This window comes from Polynucleobacter sp. 80A-SIGWE (genome assembly GCF_018882295.1).
Classification (GTDB): Bacteria; Pseudomonadota; Gammaproteobacteria; order Burkholderiales; family Burkholderiaceae; genus Polynucleobacter.
The window spans coordinates 154,544-167,899 of record NZ_JACVOR010000002.1 but is presented as its reverse complement, the minus strand read 5'-3'; the positions used below and the strand labels follow the sequence as shown (position 1 = coordinate 167,899).

The 13,356-nt window shown below is 42.8% G+C and carries 13 protein-coding genes; all 13 read right to left on the bottom strand.

Annotated elements, in window-relative coordinates; all coding sequences use genetic code 11:
- Positions 1-810, bottom strand: coding sequence for a hypothetical protein (locus ICN25_RS05575; RefSeq protein ID WP_216179870.1), 810 nt, complete (start codon positions 808-810; stop codon positions 1-3).
- Between the two features lie 25 nt (positions 811-835).
- Positions 836-1,321 (bottom strand): hypothetical protein, encoded by a 486-nt coding sequence (locus ICN25_RS05570; protein ID WP_216179867.1) that lies wholly within the window; start codon positions 1,319-1,321, stop codon positions 836-838.
- A 118-nt stretch (positions 1,322-1,439) separates the two neighbouring features.
- A complete protein-coding gene (locus ICN25_RS05565; protein WP_216179863.1) occupies positions 1,440-2,123 on the bottom strand; it encodes a response regulator transcription factor in 684 nt (227 codons plus the stop codon).
- The gene (locus tag ICN25_RS05560) at positions 2,108-3,949 is read right to left on the bottom strand and encodes an ATP-binding protein (protein WP_216179860.1); all 1,842 of its coding nucleotides are present in this window, start codon (positions 3,947-3,949) and stop codon (positions 2,108-2,110) included. The genes ICN25_RS05565 and ICN25_RS05560 overlap by 16 nt, the downstream gene beginning before the upstream one ends.
- A gap of 95 nt (positions 3,950-4,044) precedes the next feature.
- A complete protein-coding gene (locus ICN25_RS05555; protein ID WP_216179857.1) occupies positions 4,045-4,923 on the bottom strand; it encodes a hypothetical protein in 879 nt (292 codons plus the stop codon).
- An 18-nt stretch (positions 4,924-4,941) separates the two neighbouring features.
- Positions 4,942-5,748: a hypothetical protein gene (locus ICN25_RS05550; protein WP_216179854.1), complete on the bottom strand. Its 807-nt coding sequence runs from the start codon at positions 5,746-5,748 to the stop codon at positions 4,942-4,944.
- Between the two features lie 94 nt (positions 5,749-5,842).
- A complete protein-coding gene (locus ICN25_RS05545; protein ID WP_255536702.1) occupies positions 5,843-6,646 on the bottom strand; it encodes a hypothetical protein in 804 nt (267 codons plus the stop codon).
- Between the two features lie 13 nt (positions 6,647-6,659).
- Complete coding sequence (locus ICN25_RS05540; protein ID WP_255536701.1) at positions 6,660-7,943, bottom strand: patatin-like phospholipase family protein; 1,284 nt, start codon at positions 7,941-7,943, stop codon at positions 6,660-6,662.
- A 273-nt stretch (positions 7,944-8,216) separates the two neighbouring features.
- The gene (locus tag ICN25_RS05535) at positions 8,217-8,615 is read right to left on the bottom strand and encodes a hypothetical protein (RefSeq protein ID WP_216179852.1); all 399 of its coding nucleotides are present in this window, start codon (positions 8,613-8,615) and stop codon (positions 8,217-8,219) included.
- Positions 8,616-8,641: 26 nt separating this feature from the next.
- Entirely contained in the window at positions 8,642-9,181 is a 540-nt protein-coding gene (locus tag ICN25_RS05530) for an OmpA family protein (protein ID WP_216179849.1), read from the bottom strand.
- A 161-nt stretch (positions 9,182-9,342) separates the two neighbouring features.
- Positions 9,343-10,647 (bottom strand): lipase family protein, encoded by a 1,305-nt coding sequence (locus tag ICN25_RS05525; protein ID WP_216179847.1) that lies wholly within the window; start codon positions 10,645-10,647, stop codon positions 9,343-9,345.
- Positions 10,648-10,805: 158 nt separating this feature from the next.
- Positions 10,806-11,915 (bottom strand): linear amide C-N hydrolase, encoded by a 1,110-nt coding sequence (locus ICN25_RS05520; RefSeq protein WP_216179844.1) that lies wholly within the window; start codon positions 11,913-11,915, stop codon positions 10,806-10,808.
- A gap of 220 nt (positions 11,916-12,135) precedes the next feature.
- The gene (locus ICN25_RS05515) at positions 12,136-13,239 is read right to left on the bottom strand and encodes a linear amide C-N hydrolase (protein WP_216179842.1); all 1,104 of its coding nucleotides are present in this window, start codon (positions 13,237-13,239) and stop codon (positions 12,136-12,138) included.
- Positions 13,240-13,356 lie beyond the last annotated feature (117 nt).

The window sequence follows — 13,356 nt, the reverse complement described above, 5'->3', positions numbered from 1 at the left end:
TTAGAAGTTAAATGTAGCCATCACCTGCGGGCCATGGAAGATGCCCTTGAGCAATGTTGAGTCGTTGTTGCCGCTCTTGATTTCAAAGCCAATAGCGCGATAGGTTAACGACAGGTCCACCATTTTGCTCAGTGCAACACCTACGCCAGTTGATGCCTGCCAAGTTTGATGATTAGGGCCGCCAGCAGTGCCAATATCAGCATAAAGAGGAACATACCAATTAGAGCCTAGGATGCGATAGCGGCTATTAAAGCCGACAACACCATAAGTCGCAGGCGTAGCTGATGAGACATTTTCTCGCATGGAAGGATCGGACTGTAGCGCCACATCAAATGAAGTGGTCAAACTAATCCAACGCACACCAAGCAAAGCATCTACATAGGCATCTTGGTTATTGAATACGGTGTAAGTACCCATCAAGTTAAATAATGACGCTTGTAGAGTTGATTTATCGCCAGCTCTAAATGCCGGATCACCTTTGAAATTAAAGCTACCTGATTTTTGTAAGGTAGCAGTAGCAAAGTCAGCCAACACACCCCATTTACCGTAATGCGCTTCACCCGCAATCATCGCACCTGACTTGAGATTGCTAAGTAGATTATTCATCGAGATGTCGGCATTTTTAGATCCAGTGCCACCAGCACTAACCGTAGTGTTTACCTGTGGAATCCAGCCGTATGGGGAGACTGAAAAACGCCATCCATCTGCCACTTGAGGAATTGGTGAAAAAGCTTCTTGAGCTTGGGCAGCGCTAGTCAAAGCAAATGACGCGCAAGTTATCAGGAGGGAGGCAAGGATTTTTTTAGTCATAAGAGTGGGATAAGTGAAATACGAATTAAGAAACTGATTCATCGATTGAATCCTTACTGGTATCTAAATAATGATTCAAGGAATTAACCATTGAGATGGTGGATGATGCTGCCCAGGAAAATGAAAACAGTCCTGAGAATGCAATAAAGGCTGGGATTAAATGCCAACCATCTGGAAGCACACCCGGAAAATCACCTAAGGTCGTATAACTGCTAGCACTTAAGCGGACCGCAGAAATCCAATCGGGAGAAAGTCCTGTAGACAGCAAAGCAATTGCCCAAATTGAAATAGCGCCAAGCTGTGCAAGAGCAAGAACTTGGGTGCAAATGATGAAGAAAAAAGTTGCTCTGAGTTTGGATGGCTTGGGCGCAGTCCCAACAGAGGATCTGAAAAAATGAATCATGCCCACATTAACAAACCCATTTACACCTAAGACTAGCCCAACCAAAAAAATACCAAATGCAGCCTCTTTCATCGTGGCATATAGGTAGGCTGTCGTTGAAAGAAACATGATGCGAGCTTATATTTGGTGTGGGTTGTAGGGGTAAAGCCATTCAAAATAACTGGCCCTCAATTTAACCAAATTCGTGTTCTGAGACTTGCGAATACTTTCTATTCCTTGCAATTCCTTACAAGATGATATGCACGCTCACTAAAAGCTGATACCCATTGCCCCGCAAGGCCCGAAATGACTTTTCAACCCCTACCTCAACAAATTTCTTACGCAAACGCGTAATCCGAACCTCCAGACCAGCCTTGCTAGTCTCATCTACTGGCTCATTACAAATCTCCAGCAGCCTGTAATAAGGCAAATTCGATGATGGGGACTCGCTTAAAGCCTTAACAATTAATGCCTCTTGCCTATTAAGTTCAACTGCTTTTAGGCCGGATAAGGTCAAGCTTTTGAGATTGAGCGTGATTTCTGGGGTGACCTTTTGGGAAATTACACGCCTAGAGATACTTCCAATGACAGCCAATAATTCAGGATTTGAAACTGGCTTAGTAAGATATAAATCAGCACCAGACTCATAGCCCTTTATCTTGTCTTCTGCTGATGTGCGAGCAGTGAGCATGACAACCGTAAGATAGGTATTCAGTCTTTTATAGCGGGCAGCTATATCAAAACCGCTTTCTCCAGGTAAATTGACGTCAGCGATCAAAACATCAAAGTTATTGACTGCAAAAATTTCATCCAACTGCTCACCAGAATCGGCACCCTGAACAAAATACCCTGCAATAGAAAGGTCTTGAACCAATAGCGACCTTAAGTCGTCATTGTCTTCAACAATGGCAATTTTTAGATTGGTATCCATACCGTAAATGTAATTTGATTATCGTTAACGGACAACTTTACCTCACCCTGCAAGGCGTGAACCAACTCTCGTACCAGAAATAAGCCTAAACCAGAGCCGCTAATTTTGCTTGCGGCTGGGCTTCTGTAATATTTCTCGAAAGCTAGCACTGGATCTGGCGCACCCATGCTACCGATCCTATTTTGAACGCTAAATTGCAGGCGCCTTGATTCATGCTCATCGAGGATATCTACACGAATATCGATGTCAGTTCCTGGTGCCGAGTATTTAATGGCATTACCGAGAAGATTTGAAACAACAATACTCACGATATCTGGATCAGACTCAACATTGACGTCTGCATGACCATGAATTAAAAATCTTTTATCCAGCCTTCCGTCTGAAATAATTGAATTTAATAAAACTAAAAAATTAAAATTAGATTTATTGACCTGCAGAACATTCAACTCAAGACGATCGAGCTGTATACATTTATCAATAATAGAGTCAATATTATTGACCGCCCTATTGGCATATTCTTCTAACTCAGATCCAGTAACCTTGCGATCTACCACTAGCTTTAAAACTGAGAGGGGTGTTCTTATCTCATGGGTAAGCATTGACATCAACTTACCCTGCTCCTCTCGCCGAATACGCTCATTCTCAACCTCTTCCTTAAGCGCGGCAGACTTAAGGGCTTCATTTTTCAATATGAATTTAGCGCGATATTGTAATATCCAGCAAAAAATTAAGCCGCTTAACGCACTGTAAATAATATTAGAGTGCGCCGCTAACTCATTGGATGGAGCAACTCCCAGGGCTGGGAACACAACCATTGCCCACATGAATAGATTTAATGTGAAATACACGCGCAGTATATTGATCGGCAGATTGGTATTTTTCACACCATCTATGCCGGTACCAAAAAGTGATGTTACCCAAAATAGAATCGCTACCAATATGACAAGTAATGCATTTATCTTTAAGGCAAGCCCTGGATTCACAAATATCAATATGGCAATAATACAAATAGAGATGCAAATCGCACCATTAAATAAATACGCATAAAAACGTTTTAAAGCGTACTCCCTAAAAAGAAACTTGTTCGCCAAGACCCCAATTACTGGGTAGATCACAACTGAGACATAAGTAAAGTAATTAATGACTGATTGATCAATGTGAGGATCAAAGAGAATTCGTGCATACCCGTACAAAAAGAACACATGACAAAATGAAATGAATTGCTGAATAACAAACATTCCCAAAACAATCTCTCGATTACTTAGCCAGGCACCTAAAAGCCATAAGCCAAGTGAAAATACAAAAACGATGTAGGCCACCAAAATGAGACTGCTTGTATGCTCTGCATCTAAAAAATCCGAGAGAGGCATCACCTCAAAATTCAGCAAGTAAGTTCGGACTGATTTAATCTTTAAATAAATAACTCGCTCATGAGTATTTGCGCCCAAATAGAAACCATGGTTAACGGATCGTACCTCTGCATCACTTGTACTGTATTTAGCGCCCGTTAGTCTTATACCGTTGGGTTCCAAAGCATCAAACAATTGAATGCTTTCTACATAAGCTGGTCGTACCCTTAAAACTAAATCCCTATCTGAAGGGCGTACATCTAATTTGATCCAGTAGGTTGATGGTCGATAGCCTTGCGATAACCAACCTTCATACGCAGTGAACTTTTCTTGCCTTACCTGCTCAAGAGTAAGCGCATTAGTCGTATCTTCAAAATAGGCCTGACTCTGTAGATAACCATCACTAGCACTAGCACTAGCAATCCTTACGGAGAGAGTCAGAAGCAAAATGAGGATTGAGAAGAGGGTCTTCAGCATGCAAGGAAAGGTCTATTCAGGGCTTAAGTAATCATAATCAGTAATGGCAATAAAAAACCACTCCGAAGAGTGGTTTTAGCTTTCCAGAACTGCAATTACTTCAAAATAACAACAGTTGCCGTTGCTCGTGCACCCCAGCCCGAAGGGCCGCCTGGCGTATTGCTCACGTAATAGATTGGGCCCGCTCCAAAGGAGAAAGGCACACCGTCAATTACAAACAATTTAGAAACACCGGCATAAAGCGGATTGGTCGTACGATGGGAATCATAGTTATATTGCGCTTCCATATTGGCGGTATAGGTCCATGCCGTTTTAGTTGTGTATGCAACAAAAGGCTGACCATAGAGATTGTTTTGGGTACCAAAGGCTGGATTGCCACCGACATTCCATGATTGGTAGCCTAGCAAACCGTATGTCCAAGGGCCGTCACGATTGAGAACAACACCGGTGACACCGGCACCTGTTTGCTGGGAGCCAAACTTACCGCTATTACCTGATGGTGATTGCGCATACGGACCAATACCCCAAATCCATGAAGAGTTAGTGTTTGGCGCGTAAAAGGATTCAAGCGTCACGCTGGCAATACCGTAACCAGAAAAAGAATGTCCTGGAGCAGATTGGATACTTGTCTCTCTCACACCGGCAACAATCGGACGAACGATAAAGGTATCACCACCGCCCAAATTAAATGGCATCACTGGCTGAAACAGCAAGGTTTGCTCTGAACCACCTTGATTAAGACCAAGGCCACGGCTGAACTCGTACTGCAAAGGTACGGAGATCATGTTGGCAATCGGGTTAGCCAACTTCTTGGCAATATCGACACTATCAACCGCTGGTTTAGCTGGCGCTAACGCTCCAGATTTTTCAGCAGCAATGGTTCCAGTGCGAGCAGCTGCTTCTTGAGCTAATGCAGAAGATGCAAAAGTCAACGCTGTAGATGCGATGACTGCAATTTTAAGAATATTGTTCATGAGAATCGGGTATGAAAATTAGAAGTTAAATGTAGCCATCAACTGCGGACCATGAAAGAGGCCTTTAATTAAGTCTTGATTGTTGCTACCAGACTTGACGTCAAAGCCAATAGCACGGTACGTTAAAGAAACGTCTACCATTTTGCTAAGTGCTACGCCCACACCGGTTGATGCCTGCCAAGTAAAGTGATTTGGGCCACCAGCAGTACCAGCGTCGGCATACAAAGGAACATACCAATTAGAGCCCATGATGCGATAACGGCTGTTCACACCAAGAACACCATAGGTAGCTGAAGCTACAGATGAGCTGCTAATTTTGTCAGTCGTTCCGACTAAATTCAAATCCAAAGTAGTCGTCAAACTAATCCAACGCACACCAGCCAAAGCGTCCACATAGACATCTTGATTGTTAAATGCAGTGTAAGAACCCATCAAATTAAATAATGAGGCTTGTAAAGTGCCCTTATCTCCAAATTGGTATGCTGGGTCGCCATGATATTTGAAGCCGCTTGATTTTGATACAACTGCATTAGCAAAATCCAGAGACACGCCCCACTTACCGTAATGCACCTCACCCGCAATCATCACGCCTGACTTAAGGTTGCTGATAATGTTGTTCAGGGAGAGATCTACACTTTTAGATCCAGGCCCACCACCACTATCAGTAGTGCCAACAGTTGGGAGCCATGCGTATGGAGAAACGGAAACGCGCCATCCATCTGTCACTTGAGGAATTGGTGAAAAAGCTTCTTGAGCTTGGGCAACGCTAGTCAAAGCGAATGATGCGCAAGTTACCAGGAGGGAAGCAAGGATTTTTTTAGTCATGAGAGTGCACTGTATTGGGTGTTATTAAAGGGATATTGGTACTAATTTTGAGAGCTATTATAGACTGCAGAGCCAATTAAAGTGGGCTAATGCGCTAAAAATTGAAGGAGATCTTTGCATAAGCAGACCAGTCATATTGTTTATAGGTTTGCACTACCTGTTTGCTGCCGCCGACCGCAAAAACCCAGTTTTTAGCAAAGCGATGGGTCACCATGGCATCAATTGGCACAAACCACCCTCCTCCAGCGGAGTTATAGACCATCCCGTTCTCATCCCAAAAGCGCAGCATCGTATCAGGAGTCAACTGGAAGCCAATTGTAGGAAATAACTGCAAACTCCTTAACAAGGCTGGCTGACTAGGATTGGCGCTCACACTATTGTTTTTCGTGTCAAAGCCATACATATAGCGAATTAACGGTGAGAAATCGGTTACATGCAAGAGGGTATCGATCTCCGGCTGGAATGACCACCCCAACTGAGGCCCTACTGCCCACTGCCCATTATTCCCAAAAGGAAAGATCACGCGCCCACCAACTAACGCACCTAGAGACTTTAATAAACCATTGTCTTGCCCCCAGACAGTGACCATGGTTTGACCAGCGCTGTACTGCCCTGAATTATTGGCGGATGATATTGAATTGAAATTAGATACATAAGCAGTATCCAAACGAATACGCCCACGCCATTCACCAAGCGCTAAGGGGTTGTAATAGCGCAGCCTAAGCGTATTTTGATAATTATCATCACCGTTGTAATTGTGATACGCCCAAAATTCCAGCACCTTACTATCTGTGAGCTGCTGCGAATCATTGTCAAATTTTGAAACGGGCACTAATAAATCTTCGGCATGGGCTACCGAGACAAATAAGCAGATGAGAAGCGATAAAAAATATTTCATTACTGGGAACTAGTTACTGTTTGACGATTTTCATATTTGCATCCTTCATGATCTTTTGAACTTCTGGAGAGCTGAGGATAATTTTTTTAGCAGCAGCTCTTAAGCGATCTACTGCCTCAGGAGGCAATGAAAACGAAGTAGGCAAGCCATTAAGGTATTCATATTCTGCTTTGTCATCGAGCATATTAAATGCAACATTCACAGCATATAAACCAATATCAGGCGTATTTACAATCTTGGCTAATGCAGGATCTTTGTTACTGGCAAACAATTTAGATTTACGTAATTTGCGCATGCTATTCCAGCGGGCCTGAGTATCCTTCAAGGTCTCAACCTCTTCATAAGAATAGTGATCAATCGGAACACCAGTGGCCTTAATTAGCAAATCAATACTGCCCGGGCCGTTAACCGATTTATTCCATGAAGTTTCAGGGGAAGAAAGGGAGTTGACTACCACGACAATAATTCGCTTTACACCATCAAATGGTGTTGATAAGCCCGCGAGTTGCATGGCCTCAAGCCCTTCTAAAAAATCAAGCAGCTCACGCATAGCGAGATTATCGGCAAGACCACCATCGACTACATGTATGTACGGATTATCTTTTTGATCGTGATATGCCTTTAATTCTTGCATCGATTTAATTAAACGTGCAGCTGGCCTTGGAGCATTAGCTGAGTTTTCAAAATAACGCAGGTAATCAGGCTCAGTAAATTTGCACTGGCCAGCATAATTGTTATAGCTTACCGGCGATAAGACAAAAGGAACTGCAGAAGAGGATGCAGCCGCACGGGCTAAAGGTACGCCATACACATCTGAGCACAGGTAATCGAAAAAATCTTGATCAAAAGCAAAGCCAGCACCCGAAGAAATATCAGTGCCTGAGGCTAAAACAAAGGGGGCATTGCGCTTTGGTAGATCGCCATAGGTAGCACCATGAAATAAAATCTCATCATAGAGTTCGGCGGCTAATTCAGAACGCCCCCACCCTGTTGAGGCTAAGTTGGTCCAATTTACAGGATTGACTGCTCTACTTATTAACTCACCCTGCACATCACGCTTTAAAAAATCGGCATCATAAAAATCAAATAGCTTTTCACCATGCAAGCCATAAGCAAGTGCGGTAAAGCTACCACCTGATACACCAGTAATGAAATTGACCTGATCAAGAGCGCGAATTTTTTTACCATCTGATTTAACTAGCTCAATTTCGCGAAGAGCCTCGAGTACGCCATAGGAGAATGCAGCGGCCCTAGTACCACCTCCAGAAAAAGCCAAGACCACCAAAGTCTCGGGCATTATTCCATTCTCAAATCTATCTGGATTTAAAAAACGGTAGCCTTTTTGCAGCTCAATTTTATCTATGGCTGGATTGATTGGCCTGCTGGCACACCCCACCACACCCAAAAGCAAAAAAGCGCTTACTAGCATTAGAAGCGCAGATCTTGCCTCGTGACGAGTGGTATTTAGTGACTTCAAGAAATTATTTCAATCTAATTGCGATTAATCGACATTTAAAAATGCAAAGAAACCACCCGTAGGTGGCTTCCGATTCATTGCATCAGCAATAAATTATGGCGTTACAACATGCCATGCATTGTTGACGTTATCACCAGTCTTATCTCCAGGATTCTTATCCTTTATGTAGAAATAAAGTGGCTTGCCCTTGTAGGTCAATTGCTTCTGACCATTGTTACGGGTGATAGAAGAAAAATCTCCGGAAAGCATGATGCCTGGCTCTACGTAGACTGGAGGCCAATTATCTGCACAGGTTAATGTGCACTCAGATTTACCTGAGCCAGCCTGATCTTTATCAAAGGTATAAACGGTTTTGCCATAACTGCTTGTCAAAATTCCATTAGTAACTTTTACAAAATCCGCTGAAGATGTTTTTACATCAGGCGTACCTGAGCATGCAGCCAATGACAGCGCAACAATTGCTAGCGCACAAATTTTCATTAAATATTTCATTCTTTATCCTTTACTTGTGCTGTGAATTAATTACCTGGTCCAACCAAGGTAACTTCAATACGACGATTTTGTGCGCGACCATCTGGGGTTGCGTTAGAAGCTACAGGATTAGATTCGCCCATACCTTGCGCAGAAATCAAACTTTGACTTACGCCTTTACGAATCAGGTAATCAACTACGTTATCTGCACGCTTAGAGGATAAATCGAGATTAGTTGTAATACCTTGATTGCGCAACTCAGGCCCAATTGAAAGATTGTCTGTGTAACCACGTACAACTACCTTGGTATTTTGGAAGCCAGAAAGTGTTGGCGCCATTTTTGCTAGCACTTGATCTGCTTTTGCATTTAAACGGTAGCCACCCTCTGGGAACAAAATCTTGTCGCGAATAGTAATGCGCAACTCGCCCTGTAATTGACGAATCTCGACCTCATCACCTTGATAGGCTTGTTGAAGCTGGGTGTACGCCTGGTCTAGCTGATTGTATTTATTTTGGCTTACACAGGCACTCAAAAGGGCCAGTGCTGCAATGGAAAACGCGATAAAACCTTGTTTCATGAAGCTCATGTATTTTCTCCAGAATCTTTAAAAATGGTTGCTTAGATGCTTAGTTAATATAGCCCAAAGGCGTACTCAAACCTTACAAAAGCCTACAAAACCCAAAATAACGACCCATAAAGGGGTATTTTTAGGGTCCGTCATTCATAACAATCCCCCCGCAGGGCTTTCTAGTTTTGAGGGCATCCATTAGCCAATGGCTTACCAGCCACTCGATCCTTCACCCACTCAAGATACATCGGCGCTGAAACTCCAGGGGTTGTGAAGTGAGTTTGCTCACCAGGCAACTGGTTTCTTCCTACGTTCGCACCCATAGCGCACATTTGCTTTTGATAAAGCTCATGCATGACTGGAGGAACTGCAGTGTCTTTAGTGCCCCAGTAAATTACAACTGGCGCTACCGGCTTAACAGGCTTCACGCTACCATTAACAAATGCCTTTACCCATGCTAAAGAATTACTGGGTTCTGGCTTTAAAAGAGATTTATAGCTATCTCCATAGGCATAGTTGAAGGTATCTGCTAGCGCATGGATACATTTATTTTTCGCCAGCTTATCGACAACCTTAGCCCCATCCTCTGTTAGCACATCAGTCAGCTGTAAACCAGGGAATGCCGCTTGAGTACCCCAAAGACCGATCATATAGTGAGCAAATAAGAATACATTGGGGACGTTAGCCTGAGTAAATCCATTCATGAGCTTTTTTGCGGCAGCTTCATCGGTCGGTATATTGGATAACATGGCTGCCACGTCATCTGGCGCTAGGGCAACAAATCCAAGGTACTGCAAGTTATCCGCAGCAGTGCCCTGAAGAGCTTGATACTCAGGCAGGCTTGCTGCAGCAATAGTGGCACCACCACCCTGCGACCAACCGTAAACTAGAGTCTTCTTGCCGGCACCCACTTCTTGCATAGAGCTAGCCGCTCTTGCAGAGTTAATAACATCTCTACCGTTTGTTTGTGCCACAGCATATTGATGCTTGCCGCCTCCACCAAGACCTTGGTAGTCTGTAGCTACAACAACATAACCCTGATTAATAAACTCTTGACCATTTGGAATGCCGTAATCAGTCCAAGAGTTGCCGCCCATCAAGAAATATTCATTTAAAGCAGCCGTTGGATCAATGATTTGCGATGGCCCACAATTTTGCGCTGATCCCGTTGTGCCATGAGCCCAAGCAAGAATAGGCCTACCTTCTTTTGGAGCCGAACCAACTGGAGCAATGATGGTTCCTGTAGCAATCGTTTTGCGTCCCGCCACATCGGATGAGATATAGGCAATCTTCCAAGCCTGCGCACCTTTAATAGAAGTCTCTATTTTTTCTTTCTTGATCACTTGCCCTAACTTACCTTCGGGAGCCATTTTCATGACGGAGGCATAAAAAGGTGGCATTGGTGGATCTGCGTACACAACCGGAGAAAGAATACTCAAGGCTGCACCGAGCGCCAATACTGAAAGGATGGAAGTTTTTTTCATGATCTAAGGGAAATTTGGCTTTGAAAGTCATATTAAACACTAAACCCGTATGGGCCCACAATCATATTTGAATATTTCAAATGCGTTGAACGGCCAAAAGAAAAAACCACCCCGAAGGGTGGCTTTTATTTAATGGCGCTCTAACGCTAAAACAGAAATTAATTAGAAACTGTTTTATAGCTAGAAGATTTAGGAATAGACCACTGCTTACGTTCCTTGGCATTCCAATCGTAATCCTTCATATTGAATTTGAAGATATCACTTCCACCAAAGAATCTTGCATAGTAGGTCAGATTTTTTTGATCGCCAACAACAGTTTGTTGTGTGTGATCATAAAAATACTTGCCTTTTGCATCGGCCTTACCACCATTGGAGAGGCTCGTGCCAGGCGGAATGTCAAACATATTAGCAATATGCCAAGCAAGCTCTACTCTTGGTAGATCAGCAGCGTACTTGTCTGCCGCCTGCGAATACTCAACAGCTCTTAAGAAGCGGCTCTGACTCATAAAGTCGCCTGGAAGACCGTGCATACCGCTGCCAGCACTTTTAGGGGTGAATTTAACTCCGCCAATTGTCTTGGTGCCTACATCTACGGGAGATAAATTCAAATAATTTGTGAGATTTGTCATCATCCAGTCAAATGGTGGATCATTTGCCATTGCGCCAATTGGGTTATCGTAAAGATTAAGTTGACCCTTCACATATTCAATAACAACGCTCTTGCCATTTGCATCGTGGAAGCCAAAATGCATTTTCACAACTTCATTATTCCACTTATCAAACTTTGAATTGTTGACAAAAATCTTCTTCATTCCCGCTTTGATTTCTTCAACGGTAGCGAAGTTACTCAAAATGTAATTGACTACTTGGTACGAAGCGATACTATTTTTGGCATCAGCACCGGTTGGATTTTGATAATCAGAGGAAACGGGCAAATACTGCATACCGCCCATCAAGCCTTTTTCGTTCATGCCATCGCCGATAAGATCCATATCATAGGCATTAAGACCAATAAGAGCATATTTACCATTCCAAGCTAAACCAGAACCAGCCACACCATCAGGGCCAGTTGCCTTGAATTGGTGATTTCTTGGATACAAAGCAATTTTCATCGGCAATTCCATAGCGAATTCAATTGTTCTGGCATATACAAGGCTGCCGTCCTTGTTTTTTAAAATAAAACTGGTGCATGCATTGCTAATTGCAGGTGCAATACCAAATGCAGCTATCAGCACGATGCTGACAATTTTGGCTAAATTAGTTTTCATGGAGTCTCCATATAGAGTTGTAATCAAGGGCGAAATTTAACAAAAGCAGCTAGAGATTTCTTACAAAACATTTCACACCCATTAAAGCCAGCCGAATTGGGGTGATTTCAGGCCAATTCGGGGTTAAAGCACGAAAATACGCTTTATAGACCCCAAATAGAAAAACCACCCAAAAGGGTGGCTTTTCTTGTTAAAACTTAAATATAAGAATTAAGACAAATTACTTCATCTTTTTATAGGAAGAAGTGCTTTCGTTATTCCACTGCCTTACTTCTTTGGCATTTAAGTCATAGTCATTCATATTAAATGCGTAGATGTCACTGCCACCAAAGTATCTTGTGTAATAAGTCAGATTTTTTGCGTCTGCAACAGTGGTGTATTGAGTGTAATCCGAGCCATAGTTTCCTTTTGCGTCAGGCTTAGCGCTTCCCAACACTGATCCAGGCGGAATATCAAACATATTGATCAGGTGCCAGGCCATCTTCACCTTAGGAACATCTGGGGAATACTTATCTGCTGCCTGTGAAAACTGAACAGCTCGTAAGAAGCGGCTCTGACTCATGAAGTCGCCAGGCAATCCATGCAAACCACTTCCAGCACTTCTTGGTTTAAACGGAACGCCATCAATTGTTTTGGTGCCAATCTCGACAGGCGATAGATTCAAATAATTTTCGACATTCATCATCTGCCAATCGAATGGCGGCTCATTGGCTAGAGCTCCAATTGGATTATCGTAAATATTCATTTGGCCTTTAACGTACTCAACCACAATACTCTTGCCGTTCAAATCATGGAATGTGTAGTGCTGCTTGACCGTATCACCACCCCACTGTGCCAACTTTGAATTGTTCACAAATATCTTCGATAAGCCCGCCTTAATCTCGTCCGTATTTGCAAAATTACTCAAAACATAAGCAATCACTTGATATGAGGCAATACTATTTTTTGCATCATTACCAGTTGGATTTTGATAGTAAGCTGCAACAGGCAAATTCTGCATACCGCCTGTTAAGCCCTTCTCATTCATACCATCGCCGATAATATCCGTATCGAATGCACGTAGACCCATAAAAGCATACTTGCCATTCCAAGCTAAGCCAGAACCAGCTACGCCATCTGGGCCAGTTCCTTTGAATTGATGGTTTCTTGGTGTTAGAGCGACTTTCATCGGTATTACATACCCGTACTCAATGGTTCTTGCATATACAAAGCTACCATCTTTATTTTTTAAAATAAAACTAGTGCACGCGTAGCTGATTGCCGGCGCAATAGAAAAAGTAGCTATCAGCATAACGCTGATTGCTTTAAATAATTTCATCTTCATTAGTTCTCCAAATTGATTTGTAATGGAGATTGAAATCTAACAAAAATTATTTTTAATTACTTACAAAAAATTTCATGAGAATGAAAAGAGGGGGGTTGGCAATACAAGTGATCTATA